At 72.3% G+C, this 16114-nt stretch carries 15 protein-coding genes; 5 read left to right on the top strand and 10 right to left on the bottom strand.

Going from position 1 to position 16114, the window contains the following annotated elements; genetic code table 11:
* Nucleotides 1-27: 27 nt before the first annotated feature.
* Together FHX71_RS20280 and FHX71_RS20275 are read right to left on the bottom strand one after the other, a co-directional pair.
* A complete protein-coding gene (locus FHX71_RS20280) occupies nucleotides 28-915 on the bottom strand; it encodes an ABC transporter permease subunit (RefSeq protein ID WP_182619257.1) in 888 nt (295 codons plus the stop codon).
* Complete coding sequence (locus tag FHX71_RS20275; protein ID WP_182619256.1) at nucleotides 912-1865, bottom strand: ABC transporter ATP-binding protein; 954 nt, start codon at nucleotides 1863-1865, stop codon at nucleotides 912-914. The genes FHX71_RS20280 and FHX71_RS20275 overlap by 4 nt, the downstream gene beginning before the upstream one ends.
* A gap of 178 nt (nucleotides 1866-2043) precedes the next feature.
* On the opposite strand from FHX71_RS20275, the gene FHX71_RS20270 reads away from it, so the two are divergent.
* Entirely contained in the window at nucleotides 2044-2940 is an 897-nt protein-coding gene (locus FHX71_RS20270; RefSeq protein ID WP_182619255.1) for a Bax inhibitor-1/YccA family protein, read from the top strand.
* Between the two features lie 146 nt (nucleotides 2941-3086).
* Here the strand turns inward: FHX71_RS20270 and FHX71_RS20265 are convergent, their stop codons facing one another.
* The 4 genes from FHX71_RS20265 to FHX71_RS20250 form a co-directional block, all read right to left on the bottom strand.
* Nucleotides 3087-3857 carry a hypothetical protein gene (locus FHX71_RS20265; protein ID WP_182619254.1) on the bottom strand — a complete coding sequence of 257 codons (771 nt, stop codon included), beginning with the start codon at nucleotides 3855-3857 and terminating at the stop codon, nucleotides 3087-3089.
* A complete protein-coding gene (locus FHX71_RS20260; protein ID WP_182619253.1) occupies nucleotides 3854-4513 on the bottom strand; it encodes a TetR/AcrR family transcriptional regulator in 660 nt (219 codons plus the stop codon). The genes FHX71_RS20265 and FHX71_RS20260 overlap by 4 nt, the downstream gene beginning before the upstream one ends.
* Nucleotides 4506-5363 (bottom strand): alpha/beta fold hydrolase, encoded by an 858-nt coding sequence (locus tag FHX71_RS20255; protein ID WP_182619252.1) that lies wholly within the window; start codon nucleotides 5361-5363, stop codon nucleotides 4506-4508. Before FHX71_RS20255 ends, FHX71_RS20260 begins: the two co-directional genes overlap by 8 nt.
* A gap of 138 nt (nucleotides 5364-5501) precedes the next feature.
* Complete coding sequence (locus FHX71_RS20250) at nucleotides 5502-7529, bottom strand: glycoside hydrolase family 15 protein (RefSeq protein WP_182619251.1); 2028 nt, start codon at nucleotides 7527-7529, stop codon at nucleotides 5502-5504.
* Nucleotides 7530-7708: 179 nt separating this feature from the next.
* Between FHX71_RS20250 and FHX71_RS20245 the strand changes: the two genes are divergently transcribed.
* Complete coding sequence (locus FHX71_RS20245; RefSeq protein WP_182619250.1) at nucleotides 7709-8131, top strand: YciI family protein; 423 nt, start codon at nucleotides 7709-7711, stop codon at nucleotides 8129-8131.
* Nucleotides 8132-8195: 64 nt separating this feature from the next.
* Complete coding sequence (locus tag FHX71_RS20240; protein WP_182619249.1) at nucleotides 8196-9503, top strand: RNA polymerase sigma factor; 1308 nt, start codon at nucleotides 8196-8198, stop codon at nucleotides 9501-9503.
* Between the two features lie 72 nt (nucleotides 9504-9575).
* On the opposite strand, the gene FHX71_RS20235 is transcribed toward FHX71_RS20240, so the two are convergent.
* Entirely contained in the window at nucleotides 9576-10577 is a 1002-nt protein-coding gene (locus tag FHX71_RS20235; RefSeq protein ID WP_246403350.1) for a DMT family transporter, read from the bottom strand.
* Between the two features lie 83 nt (nucleotides 10578-10660).
* On the opposite strand from FHX71_RS20235, the gene FHX71_RS20230 reads away from it, so the two are divergent.
* Both FHX71_RS20230 and FHX71_RS20225 read left to right on the top strand, forming a co-directional pair.
* A complete protein-coding gene (locus FHX71_RS20230; protein WP_182619248.1) occupies nucleotides 10661-11572 on the top strand; it encodes a LysR family transcriptional regulator in 912 nt (303 codons plus the stop codon).
* 58 nt (nucleotides 11573-11630) lie between these two features.
* A complete protein-coding gene (locus FHX71_RS20225; RefSeq protein ID WP_182619247.1) occupies nucleotides 11631-12032 on the top strand; it encodes an FKBP-type peptidyl-prolyl cis-trans isomerase in 402 nt (133 codons plus the stop codon).
* Nucleotides 12033-12137: 105 nt separating this feature from the next.
* Here FHX71_RS20225 and FHX71_RS20220 read toward each other — a convergent pair whose 3' ends face one another.
* The 3 genes from FHX71_RS20220 to FHX71_RS20210 form a co-directional block, all read right to left on the bottom strand.
* Nucleotides 12138-14132, bottom strand: coding sequence for a pectate lyase-like domain-containing protein (locus tag FHX71_RS20220; protein ID WP_182619246.1), 1995 nt, complete (start codon nucleotides 14130-14132; stop codon nucleotides 12138-12140).
* Between the two features lie 85 nt (nucleotides 14133-14217).
* Nucleotides 14218-15624 carry a class I SAM-dependent methyltransferase gene (locus FHX71_RS20215; RefSeq protein WP_312877151.1) on the bottom strand — a complete coding sequence of 469 codons (1407 nt, stop codon included), beginning with the start codon at nucleotides 15622-15624 and terminating at the stop codon, nucleotides 14218-14220.
* Entirely contained in the window at nucleotides 15621-16022 is a 402-nt protein-coding gene (locus FHX71_RS20210) for a DUF5997 family protein (RefSeq protein WP_182619245.1), read from the bottom strand. Before FHX71_RS20210 ends, FHX71_RS20215 begins: the two co-directional genes overlap by 4 nt.
* Nucleotides 16023-16114: the final 92 nt, after the last annotated feature.

The following is a 16114-nucleotide window of genomic DNA, read 5'->3' as shown; positions in this document are numbered from 1 at the left end:
CCGCGGCCGGCGTCGGGCCCGCGGCTGCTACGCGTCCTGGAACTTGACGCGCATCGCCGCGCCCGCCAGCACCAGCGCCGTGTAGCCGGCGAGCACGCTGATGCCCACCCACGGGTCGAGCACGTCGGGGAACGCGCCCGCGTTCGGCGTGATCTGTGTGCCCGCCACGCTCGGCAGCAGCTTGTTCACCGTGCCGACCCACTCGAGCTGGGAGGCCGCGAAGGTGGCGATCTGGACGATCGTCGGGATCACCAGGAAGATCGCGACCACCGTGAAGATCGCGCCCGCCGTGTGCCGCAGCAGGGCGCCCAGGCCCAGCGCGAACAGGGCCACGAGCGTCACGTACAGCACCGTGCCGCCGAGCGCGCGCACCTGGTCGCTGTCGCCGAAGTCCACGGTCGCGTCGTTGCCGTTCAGGAGCGGGTAGGTGACGAGCCAGCTCAGCGCCAGGGAGACGGTGATGAGCACGGCCGTGACCAGCACGAGCACCAGGGCCTTGCCGAAGAACGCCGGGAGGCGCTTGGGCACCGCGGCGAACGTGGACCGGATCATGCCGGTGGAGTACTCACCGGTGATCATCAGGGCGCCGAGCACCGCGACCACGAGGGCCGCCATCTCGAAGCCCGCTGCCACCACGGTGGTCCCGCCGAGCATGGTGCCCATCGCGGCCTGGTCCTCGGGCGACGCGCCCTCCATCTCGCTGCCCACGAGCTGGACGATCAACGCCAGCATCAGTGCGAAGCCGACCATCACCACGACGGTCGCGCCGAGGGTCCACCACGTCGAGCGCAGCGTCCACAGCTTGATCCACTCCGAGCGCAGCACGCGCCAGAAGGTGACGTTGTGCACCGGGGTGTGCTCCGTCGTCGGGCCCGACGCCGATCCGCTCGCCGGAGCGGTGACTGTCGCGCTCATGCCTTGCTCCCCTCGAGGTGGGACGTCGCGGCCGCGACGGCGGCGATGCCCTCGGACTGGTACTCCACCGCGTCCGCGGTGAGAGACATGTAGGCCTCCTCCAGCGTGGAGGCGACCGGCGTGAGCTCGTGCAGCACGATCCGCGAGGCGGCGGCCAGCTCGCCGACGGCGGCCGCCTCGGTGCCGCGGACCTCCAGCAGCCCGGGCTCGACGTCCTCCACCTCGGCGTTCTTGGCCTTCAGGAGGTCGGCGAGCTCCGTGGCCTGCGGCGACCGGACGCGCACGACCTTGCGGGCCGCGCTCTCCACGAACTCCGCGACCGGGGCGTCGGCGAGGATGCGGCCCCGGCCGATCACGATCACGTGGTCGGCCGTGAGGGCGACCTCGCTCATGAGGTGGCTGGACAGGAAGACCGTGCGGCCCTCGGACGCCAGGTACTTGGCGATGTTGCGGACCCAGAGCACGCCTTCCGGGTCGAGGCCGTTGACGGGCTCGTCCAGGATCAGCGTGCGCGGGTCGCCGAGCAGGGCCGCGGCGATGCCGAGCCGCTGGCCCATGCCGAGCGAGAAGCCGCCCACGCGCTTGCTCGCGACCGACTGCAGGCCCGTGAGATCGATCACCTCGTCGACGCGCTTGGTGGCGATGCCGTGCGTGGCGGCCATGGCGAGCAGGTGGTTGCGTGCGGTGCGGCCGGTGTGCACGGCCTTCGCGTCGAGCAGGGCACCGACCTCGGCGAGCGGACGGCGGTGCGCCGCGTAGGGCTTGCCGTTCACGGTGACCGCGCCCGCCGTGGGCCGGTCCAGGCCCATGATCATGCGCATGGTGGTCGACTTGCCGGCGCCGTTCGGGCCCAGGAAGCCCGTCACCTGGCCCGGCTGCACCGTGAACGTGACTCCGTCCACGGCGGTCTTCGCGCCGTACCTCTTCGTCAGGCCTCTGGCCTCGATCATCGCTTGCCCTTCCAGGAGACTCGTTGTTACGAGAGTAGGTAGCGGACAGCGGGCGCCGCACCCATAACCGGCCCTGATCATCCCGTGGTCGGACCCACTTCATCCGATGGGATGACCTGGGAACTCCTGGACCGTCCTCAGCGTTCCCTAGGATGGTCAGACAGACCAGGAGGAGCAGATGAGCAACCCCGTCTTTTCAAGAAGCGACGTCTTCGGTGAACCCCGTCGTACCGGCAATGCCGGTGGACGCCGCGGCGGCACCGCCACCTACCCCAACCAGAGTCCCGCATACGGCACCCCGCCGCAGCCTGGCCAGTACGGCCAGTACGGCGCCGCGGGACAGCAGGCGATGGACGCGTCGCAGCTCGACGCGATGTACGAGTCGCCGTCCGCCACCACGGCGGACACCAAGCGGCTGACGTACGACGACGTGATCATCAAGACCGGTGGGCTGCTCGCCCTTCTGGTCGTGGTGGCCGCGGCGACGTGGACGCTGGTTCCCCCGGCGATGCTGAGCATGGTCATGATCGTGGGCGCGATCGGCGGCCTGGTCCTGGGTCTGGTGAACGCCTTCAAGCGGAACCCCAGCCCGGCGCTCATCGTGCTCTACACGGTGTTCCAGGGCGCGTTCCTCGGCGCGATCTCGCTGGTCTACAGCCAGATCGCGCAGGGCGCCGTCCCGCAGGCCGTGATCGGTACGGTCTCGGTGTTCGCGGTGAGCCTGTTCCTGTTCAAGAGCGGCAAGGTCCGGGTCACGCCGAAGTTCACGCGCTGGCTCATGTTCGCGCTGATCGGGTACGCCCTGTTCAGCCTGATCAACTTCGTGCTCCTGATCACGGGTGTGCTGGACGGCTTCGGCATGCGTAGCGGCCCGATCGGCGTGATCGTCGGCCTCGTCGCCGTCGGCCTCGCGGCCGCCTCGCTGATCGTGGACTTCGACTCGATCAAGCGGGGTGTCGAGGCCGGCGTGCCGGCCAAGATGGCTTGGTCGGCGGCCTTTGGCCTGCTCGTGACGCTGATCTGGCTGTACCTGGAGATCCTGCGCATCGTCGCGATCTTCAACAGCAGCGACTGACGCTCTCGCCGGCCGCATGTAGGGCCGTCTGACAGCAACGACAGAGGCGTGGACCCCGGAAGGGGTTCACGCCTCTGTCGTATCCACAGCTCTGTCCACAGGGCTTTGTCGACGCTTGTTGGCCACCGCGCATGTCGTCCGCAGGGCTACCGGTTCGCTCCGGAAACCCGGCCGCTGCCCACCACCACCGCGACCAGCACGCAGCCCGCCGCGACCAGCACGCCGTGTGTGATCCGCAGCTCCGGCCCGCCGAAGAACTGGGGCAGCACCAGCACCAGGCCGAGCGCGAGGGGCAGGCCGATCCACCGCGGGTGCGTGCCGGCGCCCTGCGGCCCCGAGGCCCGCCCACCCGACCGCCACAGCGCCACGGCGGCGAGCACGCCGGACACGGCCAGCAGGAGCAGCCCGGCGCCGAACAGCGTCACGGCCCACGGCTGCATGCGCAGCACCTCGACGTCGGCGAGCAGGCCGAGGTCGCCGTCGCGCAGCGCCGCCTCCGCGAGGGTGCGGATGCCGAAGATCTCGGCCCCGAAGTAGAGCGCGGCGAAGCCCGCGCCTGTCCACGCGGTGACCAGGGCCCAGGTCGCGCTCCGCACGCCGGGGTTCCCGCCGCGTCCGGCCCCTGCCGAATCGCTACCGACCCCCACCAGCAGCGCCCGCAGCCCGAGCAGCGCGGGCGCCATCAGGCCCAGCCCGAGGATGCCGAGCAGGTGCGACACGACCCAGCGGTCGGAGGCGAACGCGGTGGCGAGTCCGGTGCTAGCGACGGTCTCGTCGGGCCACGGCCGCAGCACGGGGAACAGCAGGAAGGCGACCCCGGCCGCCACGAAGGCGACGGCGGTCCAGCGCGCGGTCGTGCTGCCGCCGGACCGGCCGGCGTCGGCGGAGCGTGCGGTCGTGCTGCGGACGGTGCTCATCGGTGGCTCCCGGCGGTGTCGTGGTCGAGGTGGTCCAGGCCGGCGTCGGCGGCGCCGCCGTCAGCGCCGTCGGGCACGCCGAGCGCGGTGACCCCCGCGACCAGCATGTCCAGCAGCACGGTGAAGCTCTGGTCGACGTCCTCCCGCATCCGGAAGCCGCCCCCGAGCTCGAGGATGACGAAGCCGTGGAAGCCCGCCCGGACCGCGCGGATCGCGTCGATCAGGCGCTCGTCGGGCAGGCCGAAGCCGTGCAGCACGGCGCCGACCACCCGGACGCTCTCGGCGGCCGCCTCGCGCAGCCGCTCGTCGGCCGGGTCCTCCGGGTCGGGACCCACCTGGGTGGACGCGTACCGGCCGGGGTGCGCGTGCGCGTAGGTGCGCCACGAGGTCGCCAGGGCCCGCAGCGCGTCGCTCCCGGCCCGGCCGACGGTCGCCGACGTCGCGGCGGCCGTCACCTCCTGGACGGCGATCAGGGCGACCTCGCGGCGCAGGTCGGCCAGCGAGCCGACGTGCTTGTAGAGGCTCGGGGTCGCGACACCGGCCTTGGCGGCCACCTTGGCGAGGGTCAGGTCGGCGTAGCCGCTCGCCCCGCCGTCGTCGACCACCTCGAGCGCCAGGCGCACGACGGCGTCGTGGGACAGACCCGCCCTAGGCATTCCGGCCGCCCTCGGTCGCGTCCGGGAGCCCGGCGAGGAAGTCGAGCACGGCCGGCACCACGACGTCGGGCGCCTGCTGCGCCGGGTAGTGCCCGGCCTCGTCGACCAGGACGCCGCGCGACCCGATCGTCTCCGTGATCCAGGTGAGCTCCTTCGCCGGGTCGGTGAAGTCGGGGTCGAGCGCGCCGACCACGGCCAGTGACGGCGCCGTGACCTCGGACAGCCGGGCCTCGACGACCGAGTGGTCGAGCACCATGGCGAGATCGCGGAACGAGCGCAGGTGCGCCGGGTCGCGCAGGCTCTGCCGGACCTCCGCCACCTGCTCGGCGTGCCGGGCGGAGCGGCGGCCCTTGCTGATCGACGAGTAGTAGGCGGCCCAGAACGCGGCGCCCCAGGGCCGGGCGAGGAGCACGCGGAAGACGCCCCGCAGCACCTTCTGCATGGCCGGGGAGCCCGTCTGGCGCAGGAGCGGGCTGAGCAGCACGAGACCGCGCACGAGCTCCGGGCGCTCGGCGGCTGCCCAGGCGGCGGCGGACGACGCCATCGAGTTGCCGAGCAGCACGGCCGGCCCGGCGCCGAGGTGCTCGACGAGCGCGATGAAGTCCGTGCCGGTGGCGTCGTCACCGTGCGTGCGGAACGTGGTGTCGGAGTCGCCGTGGCCGCGCAGGTCCGCGACGACCACGCGGTAGCCGGCGTCGACGAGCGCGGGGGCGAGGTCGTCGTAGGTGGACCGCAGGTCGCCCATGCCGGGCATGGCGACGACGAGCGGCCCGGTGCCCGCGTCGGTGTAGGCGATGTTGCCCTCGGGTCGTTGGAGGAAGGAGAGCTTGTTGCTCTGGCTTGTTGTCATAGCCTTAAAGCTACGCCTATTAGCCAACGCGCGCAAGACCCCCGAAAAACGAGCTGAGTGCGGGATCTTCGCCCCTGGCCGAGGCCAGGAAGGGCGAAGATCCCGCACTCAGCGGGGCACTACGGGGGTGTCAGCGGGTCACATCTGGCGGGAGACTCCGAAGTAGCCCTTCTCGGACTCGCCGGTCTCCGCCTTGATCACGTGCATGACGGCGTTGATCAGCGCCAGGTGCGTGAACGCCTGCGGGAAGTTGCCGAGGTGCCGGCCGCTGCCGGGCTCGATCTCCTCCGCGTACAGGTCGAGCGAGGACGCGTAGCCAAGCAGCCGCTCGCACAGCGCCCGGGCCCGCTCCACCTCGCCGATCTCGACGAGCGCGGACACCAGCCAGAACGAGCAGATGGTGAACGAGCCCTCCTCGCCCTGCAGGCCGTCGTCGGTCTCGTCGGTGCGGTACCGCAGCACCAGGCCGTCCTCGGTCAGCTCGTCCGCGATCGCGAGCACGGTGGCCCGCACCCGCGGGTCGTCCGACGGCAGGAACCGCAGCAGCGGCACGAGCAGCAGCGACGCGTCGAGCGCCGGGTCGCCGTAGCGCTGCGTGAAGACGCCGCGGTCGTCCACGCCCTTGGTGCAGATGTCGTCGGCGATCTCGTCGGCGATCTTCTGCCACGCCTTGGCGTAGTCCGGCTCGTCGTACAGGCGGGCCAGCTTGGCGCCGCGGTCCATCGCCACCCAGCACATGAGCTTGGAGCTGGTGAAGTGCTGCGGCTCGCCGCGCACCTCCCAGATGCCCCGGTCCGGCTCGTGCCAGTGCTTCATGGCCTCCTCGACCTGCCGCTTGAGGATGGGCCACAGCGACTCGGGGAGTTGGTCGCGCGACTTGGCGTGCAGCCACACCGAGTCGAGCACCGCGCCCCACACGTCGTGCTGGCGCTGGTCGTACGCGGCGTTGCCGACGCGCACGGGCTGGGCGCCCTCGTAGCCCGACAGGTGCGGGAGCTCGAACTCCTCCAGCGTCTCCTCGCCGCCCACGCCGTACATGATCTGGAGCTGCCGGTTGTCGCGGCAGACGTCCTGGATGAACGCGAAGAAGTCGTTGGCCTCCCGCTCCAGGCCCAGCGTGTACAGGCCCCAGAGCGCGAACGTCGAGTCGCGGATCCACGCGTACCGGTAGTCCCAGTTGCGCTCCCCGCCCGGGGTCTCGGGCAGCGACGTCGTCGCCGCGGCGATCAGCGCGCCCGTGGGGGAGTAGGTCAGCCCCTTCAGCGTGAGCGCGGAACGCTGCAGGTAGACGCGCCACGGGTGGTCCGGGAACGTGCCCTGCGTGATCCAGTCGCGCCAGTACCGCTCGGTACGCCACATGGCGTCGAGGGCTTCCTTGTAGCTGGTCGGCGGGTCCTGCGAGCCCCAGGACATCGCCACGAAGTGCTCGTCACCCTGCGACATCCGCGTACGCGCCGTCGCCCGCTTGCCCTCCAGCCCGAACCGCAGGCTGGACCGCAGGTGCACGTCCGGGGTGGGGTCGCCGATCTTGGCGACGACCGCGGAGTAGCCGCTGTTCTCGTACTCCCAGTCCACCTCGGACCGCGCGTAGTCGGGGCGCGGCTCGCACTCGACCTCGACCTCGACCGTGCCCGACACGCACTTGATGGTGCGCAGCAGGATGTGCTCGGCGTCGTCGTCCGTAGGCGTGCGGCGGTGCGTGCCGGAGCGGGACTCCAGGTCGTGCCACGGCCCCATCAGCATGGCGTCGCGCACCACGAGCCAGCCGGTCTCCGTCTGCCACGTGGTCTCGAGGATCAGGGTGCCGGGCAGGTAGCGGCGCGCGCTCGGCACGCGCACGCCGTGCGGGCCCACCCGGAAGTGGCCCGCTCCCCGGTCGAGGATCTTGGCGAAGATGCTGGGTGAGTCGGGGCGGGGGACGCACATCCACTCCACGCTGCCCGACGGCGCGATGAGCGCGTTGGCCTCGCAGTCCGACAGGAACCCGTACTCGCCGATGTGCGGGAACTTGCTGCGCCCGTCCCAGACCTGCGGGGACGGGGCGTCGCTCGATCTGTGTGTTCTGGCCGGTGTCGGGCTGGCAGGCGTCGGCTTCTTGCCGCGCCGGGAGGACGTACCGGCGGCAGGGGCGTCGGGCCCCTGCGCTTCAATCGATTCGAGCGTCATGGGTATCAAGGGTTCCGCACGTTCCGCGCGTGTGGCAAGCCGGATCTGTGTGACGCGCGGAACCTGTCCGCATGCTCCACGAAAAAAGATTCTGGCACGTGTCGATCCACCTGTTTCCCGTTCGACCTGTGGATGAGAAGGTCCCACCAGGGACCGGAAACCACACAGGAGAAGAGACCATGGCCAAGTACATGCTCATCATGCGGGCGACCGACGAGACCGTGACCGCCTACGAGAACATGGACTTCGAGGAGATCATCAACGCCATGGGCGTGTTCAACGAGGAGATGATCAAGGCCGGCGTGCTGGTGGCCGGCGAAGGCCTCGAGGATGCCGCCGATTCCGTCGTCGTGGACTACTCCACCGAGACGCCCGTCGTGACCGACGGTCCCTACGGCGAGACCAAGGAGCTGTTCAACGGCTTCTGGATCCTCGACGTCGCCTCGAAGGAGGAAGCCGTCGAGTGGGCCAAGCGCGCGCCGCTGACCGGTCCGGGCAGCAAGGCCGAGATCCGCAAGGTCACCGAGATCGACCAGTTCCCGCAGGACAACGAGTACATCCAGAAGGAGAAGGCCTGGCGCGAGTCCACCGGCCAGCACTGAGGCCGGGTCCGCCGGGAGTCTTCAGGGGCAGGGCAGGGCAGGACACGGCAGGGAAGGGAGAGGGATGAGCGACGACGACGCCGCGCGGCGGGCCGTCGAGGCGGTCTGGCGGATCGAGTCCGCCCACATCGTCGGCGCACTCACCCGCTACACGCGCGACTTCGAGCTCGCCGAGGACGTGGCCCAGGAGGCGCTCGCCGCGGCGCTCGTCTCCTGGCCGCGGGACGGCACGCCGCGCGACCCCGCGGCGTGGCTCATCGCGACGGCCCGGCGCCGGGCGATCGACGCCTACCGCCGTCGGGCCGGGCGGGCCGAGCGGTACGCCGCGCTGGCCCACGGGCTCGCCGAGGGCGAGGTCGCCGTGGGCCTGGGCGCGCCGACGTCGTCCGCCCCGGGGGCGCTCGCGGGCGACCCGGGCGCGGAGCCCGGGCTGCTCGACCCCGAGCGTATCGACGACGACGTGCTCGCCCTCATGTTCGTGTCCTGCCACCCGGTGCTCTCCCGGGAGGCGCGGATCGCCTTGACCCTGCGGGTCGTGGGCGGTCTGACCAGCGACGAGATCGCCCGCGCGTTCCTCGTGCCGGTCGCGACGGTCCAGGCGCGCATCACGCGCGCCAAGAAGACCATCGCGGCGGCGCAGGTCCCGTTCGAGGTGCCCGACGGCGCGGACCGCGCCACCCGGCTCTCGTCGGTGCGGGGCGTGCTGTACGTGATCTTCACCGAGGGCTCGTCGGCGACGTCGGGCGACGACTGGATCCGGCACGACCTGGCGCGCGAGGCCGTGCGCCTGACCCGAGTGCTGGCCCGGCTCGCCCCGGAGCCCGAGACCTTCGGCCTGCTCGCCCTGATGGAGCTGACGGCAGCCCGGTTCCCCGCCCGGACCGGGCCGTCGGGGGAGCCCGTCCTCCTGGAGGACCAGGACCGGCGCCGGTGGGACCGCGCGGCGATCCGGCGGGGCCGGGCGGCGATACAGCGCGCCGTCGGCCCGGAGGGCATGGCCTCCTACGCGCTCCAGGCCGCCATCGCGGAGTGCCACGCGGTGGCCCCTTCCGTGCCGGAGACCGACTGGGAGCGGATCGTGGTGCTCTACGAGGCGCTGGGCCGCATCGCGCCGTCGCCCGTCGTGGACCTGAACCGGGCCGTGGCCGTGGCGATGGCGCACGGGCCCGACCTCGGGCTGCGCGCCGTCGACGGCCTGGCCGACCAGGGCGTGCTCGCCGGGTCGCACCTGCTGCCCGGCGTGCGCGGCGAGCTGCTGTCCCGGCTCGGCCGCACCGCCGAGGCCCGCGGCGAGTACCTCCGCGCGGCGGAGCTCTGCGGCAACGCCGCAGAACGCGGCGTCCTGGAAGCCAAGGCGGCCGCCCTCCCGTAACCCGCCCGCCCGCTCGTTGAGTGCTGGGTATTTGCCCTCTCGGAACGTTTCGAAAGGGCAAATACCCAGCACTCAACGGAGGCGGAGGGTGGCTACCAGGACGCCCGCCAGGCACAGGGCGCCGCCGGCCAGGGCGACCGGGGTGGGGACCTCGCCGAGCAGGGCCCACGACATCAGGACGGCCAAGGGCGCGGCGGCGTAGGTCGCGGCGCCGAGGCGGCCCGCCGTCGTCCGGGTGAGCGCGTAGCCCCAGGTGACGAACGCGATCGCCGTGGGGAACACGCCCAGGTAGACGACGCTCAGGGTCGCCGACGTCGGGGCCGCCGCGAGCTCGGTCACCAGCACGGGCAGGAACGGCAGGCACACGACCGTCCCGGCCAGGCAGCCCAGCCAGGTCATCGTCAGCGAGTCGACCTGGGGCAGCAGCCGCTTCTGCAGGATGGTGCTCCCGGCGTAGATGACCGCTGCCGCCAGCCCGAGTAGCACGCTGACGACGTCGGAGGCCCCGCTGGAGGTGGCCAGCGCGATGCCGGCGACCCCCGCGAACGCGATGCCGATGCCCGCCAGCAGCCGGGCGGGGAAGCCCTCCCCCAGGGAGATCCCGGCGAACACCGCGATGAGGATCGGTGCGAGGCCCACCAGCAGGGACGCGGTGCCGGCGTCGAGCGTGCGCTCCGCCGCGTTGAGGGCGAGGTTGTAGAGCCCGAACCAGAGCACGCCCCAGACGACGACGCCCACCAGCGTGCGGCCGCGCGGCAGCCGGAGCTTGCCGGCCAGGCCCGCGATCACGGTCAGCGCCAGGGTGCCCACGAAGATGCGGCCCAGGGCGAGGGCGCCCGGCGAGTAGTCGAAGCCGGCGGACCGGATGCCGATGAACGCCGAGCCCCACAGCACGACGGTCACCGCGGCGGCGGCCGGGACCAGCAGACGGTGCGGGGCGGCGGGCGGCGCGGCGGGGGACGTCGGCGCGGCCGGCGCTGCCGGGGCCTCCGGCCCGGTGGTGGTGCTCATGTCCGCAACCCTGCCGGGCGCGAGCGGCGAGGTCTGGCGGCTATCGGCCGTGGCGTTGCTCATGGTGCGATCCTCGCCCGACACCATCGTGAAGCACCAGCGACGATTCCTACATCTGGATTCAGTCTGGCTGTACTGTGGTGCGCATGCTCGACGTCCACCGCCTCCGCGTCTTCCGCTCCGTCGTCGCCTCCGGATCGATCGGTGCCGCGGCGGCGAACCTCGGCTACACGCCCTCCGCCGTCAGCCAGCACGTCTCCGCGCTCCAGCGCGAGACCGGGCTCAAGCTCCTGGCCCGGCACGGTCGCGGCATCCGCCCGACGGCGGCCGGGCGTGCGCTCGCCGCGCAGGCCGACGGCGTCCTGGAACGGCTCGGCGAGGCCGAGTCGATGGTCGCCGACCTGCGGGCCGGCCGCACCGGCTCGCTCTCGATCGCCTACTTCGCCTCGGTGGGCTCGGCCTGGCTGCCCGACGTCGTCCGGGTGATCACCACGGACTTTCCCGGCGTGCGCCTCGACCTGGAGCTCGCCGAGCACATCCCGGACAAGACCGAGGAGCGGGCCGACCTGCAGGTCGCCGTCGCCCAGACGGACTTCGACGCCGGCAGCGGCTTCACCGCGCACCACCTGCTCGACGACCCGTACGTCGCCGTGCTGCCGCGCAGCCACCGGTTCGCGGGCCGCGACGAGATCGAGCTCGCCGAGCTGGCCGAGGAGTCCTGGGTCGACAACGACTTCGCGCGCGGCTGGTGCCGCCGCAACCTCCTGGAGGCGTGCACGGCCGCGGGGTTCAGCCCCACTTTCCACGTCGAGGCGCACGACTACCCGACGGCGGTCGCGTTCGTCGAGGCCGGGATCGGCATGACCGTGCTGCCCGAGCTCGGCGCCGTCCAGCTCCCGGCCGGCACGATCGCGGTGCCCGTGGTGCGGCCCGCCCCGGTCCGCTCGATCTACGCGGTGGTGCAGGACGCCGTCGCGCACACCCCGCCCGCCATCGCCGCGCTGGAGGCGCTGCGCCGGGCCGCCGTCGCTTCGCGGGCAGCGGTGGTGGCCGCATAGGGTGGGCAGGTACCCGACGCCGGGCAATCGGCGTCATCCCGAGCGAGAGGCAATCCTCGTGACCACGCTTCCTACCGCCTCCGGGTCCTTCGGTGACAAGCCGGAGCTGACCTTCCCCGAGGGTGGCGCACCCGCCGGCCTGCAGGTGCAGGTGCTCGCCGAGGGCAACGGTCCGGTCGTCGAGTCCGGGCGCACCATCGTGGTGAACTACCTGGGCCAGACCTGGGGCGGCCACGTCTTCGACAACTCGTACGACCGCGGCACCACGATCGACTTCCCGATCGGTGTCGGCGCCGTCATCGGTGGCTGGGACAAGGGCATGGTGGGCCAGAACGTCGGCTCGCGCCTGCTGCTCTCGATCCCGCCGGAGCACGGCTACGGTGCGCGCGGCGTGCCGCAGGCCGGCATCGGCGGCGGCGACACCCTCGTCTTCGTGGTGGACGTCGTCGACGTCAAGTGACGACGCCTGCTTGAACTGAGCTGAAACCGCTGAGTGCGGGGTAGTTGGACCAACAGGGTTGGTCCAACAAATACCCCGCACTCAGCGGTTTCGGTTTGAGCGGGGTTACGGGTAGCTGACCACCTGGGACCGCTGCGTGCCCTGCTGGACCGAGCCGCCGGTGCCGTTGATGACGTGGTTGATGCCGCCCGAGCCGTTGAGGAAGATGGCGGTCATCGACCGGAACGTCACGCCCGGGGTGTCCGGCGCCTGGATGCCGGACTCCAGGCGGATGTCCTGGCCCTGGTTGAAGAACGAGTACGTGCCGGTGCCGATCGCGGAGTGGTTCTGCACGTCGTCGGCGACGCGGTAGGCGGCGTAGCCGAGGCGGTCGCCGTCCATCCACGCGGCCTGGTTCGGCACGTCGTACGGGATCTCGTTCTGGTAGAAGAGCGTCTGGCCGTCCTCGCCGTTCCAGATGGTCTGCTCCTCCTGGTAGTGCTCCACGAAGAGCCCCGTCGCGGTGACGCGGTCACCGTTGACGATGACGCCGTGGGCACCGGTGTTGACGTCCCAGCCGATGCCGTTGCCGTGGTCACCGCGCCAGGCCCAGATGTGGTCCAGGAGCGTGTCGGGGCTGTTCACCTCGATGGAGGTGACGGCCTTGCCCGCCCAGGGGCCGCCCACGCGGACGAAGACGTCGGTCAGCGTGGTCGGGTCGGCGGCGTCGGAGACCGTGGCCCCCTGCGGGCCGACCTGGATGAGCGTCTCCGACTCGGGGACGTTGGCGTCGGCGGTGATGCCGGCGATCTTGACGCCCGCCACGTCGCCGACCTCGACCACGGCGTTGCCGGCGGTCGGGGTCAGGGAGGCGTAGCCCAGGCCGAGCACGACGGTGTCGGCGCGGTCGATGGTCAGGGGCGCGTCGAGCTCGTACACGCCCGGCGTCAGGATGAGGTTCTTGCCACCGGCGAGCGCGGCGTTGATCGACGCGGCGTCGTCCGTGCCCTCCTTGGCGACGTAGAAGTCGGAGATCCCGATCGACTGCCCGGCGTCCGGCCCGGTGGACCAGTCGGTCCCGCTGCTGTCGGTCTTCGCGTTCGGCACGAACACGGACAGCTCGCCGTCGTCGCCCCGGTACAGGAACGGGGCCTCGCGGCTGACCGGCGTCGAGCTGACGGTCGTCGTCACGCCGACGTTCTCGCCCACCGTCTGGCCGAAGTTGGTGGCCGGCGCGCCCTGCACCCCGGCGAAGACCATGTTCCAGACGCCGCCGTCCCAGGCGCCCACCTCGGAGTTCCGGGTGAACCACTGCTGCTGGGAGCCGGACACGATGGTGCCGGAGACGCGCGAGTTGGCGAGGTAGCCGCCCGAGGCGAACTCGCCGTACCGGCCGAAGATCGTCAGGTCGCCCTGGATGTCCATGCGGCGCATGGGCGCCGCCTGCGAGACGGCGAACCGCATCTGGTGCGGCTCGGTCACGCCCGCGGGGAACGGCAGGGCCGCGTCCTCGCCGACCGGGCGCTGGATCGGGTTGATGCCCATGTTCGAGATCGACCGCCAGAAGCGGGTCAGCGAGCCGGGGTCGGCGCACGCCCAGGGCTCGTTCGGGCAGCCCACCACGGGCTCCACGTGCAGGGCGCCGTTGATGTGGACGTCGTCGGGCTGCGCGCCGAGGCCGGCGATCGACTCGTAGTAGCCCACGTGGGCGTTCACGATGCCGGTGGCGGTGGCCGGGTTGTCCTGGCCCGCGGCGCTCCCGTAGGTGCCGGGCTCGAAGAAGACCTGGTGCCGGTCGAGGCTGAACTCCGCCTCGTCGTTCACCGTGTCGAGGAACGCGTTGATCTGGTCGGCGGTCCAGGTCTCGTCGATGAACGTGACGTTGGAGCCGAAGTCCGGGTCGGCCGCCGCCTTCTTCGGCTTGGGGGTCTTGGGCTTGGTCGGCTTGTGCTTGCCGGGCTTCTCCGGCTTCGTCGCGGACGCCTTTGCCATGGTCCTGCCCTCGTCGGCGGCGGCCGGGGCCGCGGTGGCGGGCAGCGCGGTGACCGCGGCGCCCGCGGCCAGCGATGCCGCGACCGCCGCGACGGCGGCGCCGCGCAGGGTGGTGCGAAGTGTCCTCATCGACAGTTCCTTACGTGCTCGGGGCAGGCCGGCCGGGGCCGGGCGTGCTGCCGTGCGGGTGCGCCCGGTCGAGCGCCCAGCCAGGCTAACCGCCGGTCACTGACATGTCGGTAAGTAGTTTCCGCACGCTCCGGGTCACGGTGAACCGCGGGTTCTGGGCCACGTGCTCCGTCGGCCCGACGGCGCGCTCCAGCGCGCGCCGGTAGTGCAGGGCCGTGTTGAAGACGGTCCACAGCTCGCCACCGTCGCGCAGGACGCGGCCCGCCGTGGCGAACATCCGGTGGGCCGCGTCGGTGCTCAGCGCGGCCCGGTCGTGGAAGGGCGGGTTGAGCAGCACGAGGTCGGCCGAGCCGTCGGGGATCGGGAGCAGGGCCCCGGCGTCGTCCCGCACGACCCCGGCCGGGCGGACGCCGTTCGCCGCGAGCGTGGCCGCGGCCGAGTCGCAGGCGGCCCGGCTCCGGTCCGAGGCGAGCACGTGGGCGTGGGGGTACCTGAGGCCGAGGACGGCGGCGAGGATGCCGGTGCCGCACCCCAGGTCGACGACGACCGGGTGGGCGTCCATGCCGGGCACGGGGCGGTCGGGCGTGGCGGGTGCCTCCGACGTGTCAGACGTACAGGTCACCGGGGGGACCTGTACGTCTGACAGGTCGGGCCAGCGGGGGGCCTGGGCTAGGAGGAAGCGCGTGCCCTGGTCCAGGGTGGCGCCCGCGAACGCGGCGCCGTGCGCGACGACGGTGAGGCCGTCGGGGGCGGTGCCGGCCGGGGCGTCCGCCGTGGGAGCGCCCGGGGCGACGGCGCGCGCACCCCGCGGCGCGATCGCGTCCAGGATCTCCCGGTCGGTGAGCCGCGCCGTGACGGGATAGGTCAGCGGCCCGACGTCGGACCGCGGCTCCCGGGCGATCAGCAGCCGCGACTTCTGCCGGGCGAGCGACGCCCCGACCTGCGCGAACGACGCCGCGAGCACGTCGTTCATCGCGTGCGTCATGTGCTTGACCCGCCCGCCGGCGAACAGGGTGACGGCGGGGTCGGCGTACCGGGCCACGTGCTCGGCGATCTCGGTCAGCTCCGCGAGCGACGTCGGGAGCTGGAGCAGCACGACGCGGGCGCCCTCGAACAGCCGGGGCTCGAGCCGGTCGTGCTGGGTGTACCCCGGCCCGGCGGCGTCGGGCGACCCGGGAGCGCTCGCGGCGACGTGCGCGTCCCGCAGGAGCCTGCTCGCGCGGCGGGAGTTGGCGGTCAGCGCTGCCTCGGCCGTCACGGCGTCCGTCTGCGTGCGGACGTGGCGGGCACCGCTCGCGATGGCGCCCAGGGTGAGCGCGCCGAACCGGTCGCCGACCACCACGACGTCGTCGGGGCGCTCCCGGATCAGCGCCGCCGCCTCGTCGAGCAGCAGCCGGTCGGTCGCGTCGACGGCGACGGGGCCGTCGGCCCGCGACCCGTCCTCGGGGTAGGGCAGGAGCCGCGCGAGGACGGCGTCCACCTCGGGGCTCACCGGGCGGAGCGGGCCTTCTTCTCGGCGGCCTTGCGGGCCTCCTCGACCCGCTCGTCCTCGGCCCGCACCTGCGCGGCGGTCTGCCGCTCCTGCGCCAGCCACTCCGGCGGGTTCTCGCGCAGCTCGTTGATCTGCTCGGTGGTCAGCGGGTCGGTGATGCCGCCGCGGGCCAGACCGGCGATCGAGATGCCGAGGCGCCCCGCCACGACCGGCCGCGGGTGCGGTCCGTTGCGGCGCAGCTCCGCGAGCCACTCGGGCGGGTTGGTCTCCAGCTCCTCGAGCTCCGCGCGCGAGATCGGGGTGTCCTGGAACTCCTGCGGCGTGGCAGGCAGGTAGACGCCGAGTCGCTTGGCGGCGTTGGACGGCTTGAACCGCTGCGAGGCGAAGGGGGAACTCATGTTCCCAGGGTATCGGCGTGCGCCCCTCGCGCTCTCCATGGCGGGCGTGATCCTCGCCGCTCGCGTCCGACGCCGCCAGGCCCCGTAGCCTG

Source organism: Promicromonospora sukumoe, from assembly GCF_014137995.1.
In the GTDB taxonomy this organism is placed as follows: domain Bacteria; phylum Actinomycetota; class Actinomycetes; order Actinomycetales; family Cellulomonadaceae; genus Promicromonospora; species Promicromonospora sukumoe.
The sequence above is the reverse complement of the archived record's forward strand: the minus strand, read 5'-3'. Positions and strand labels throughout refer to the sequence as shown.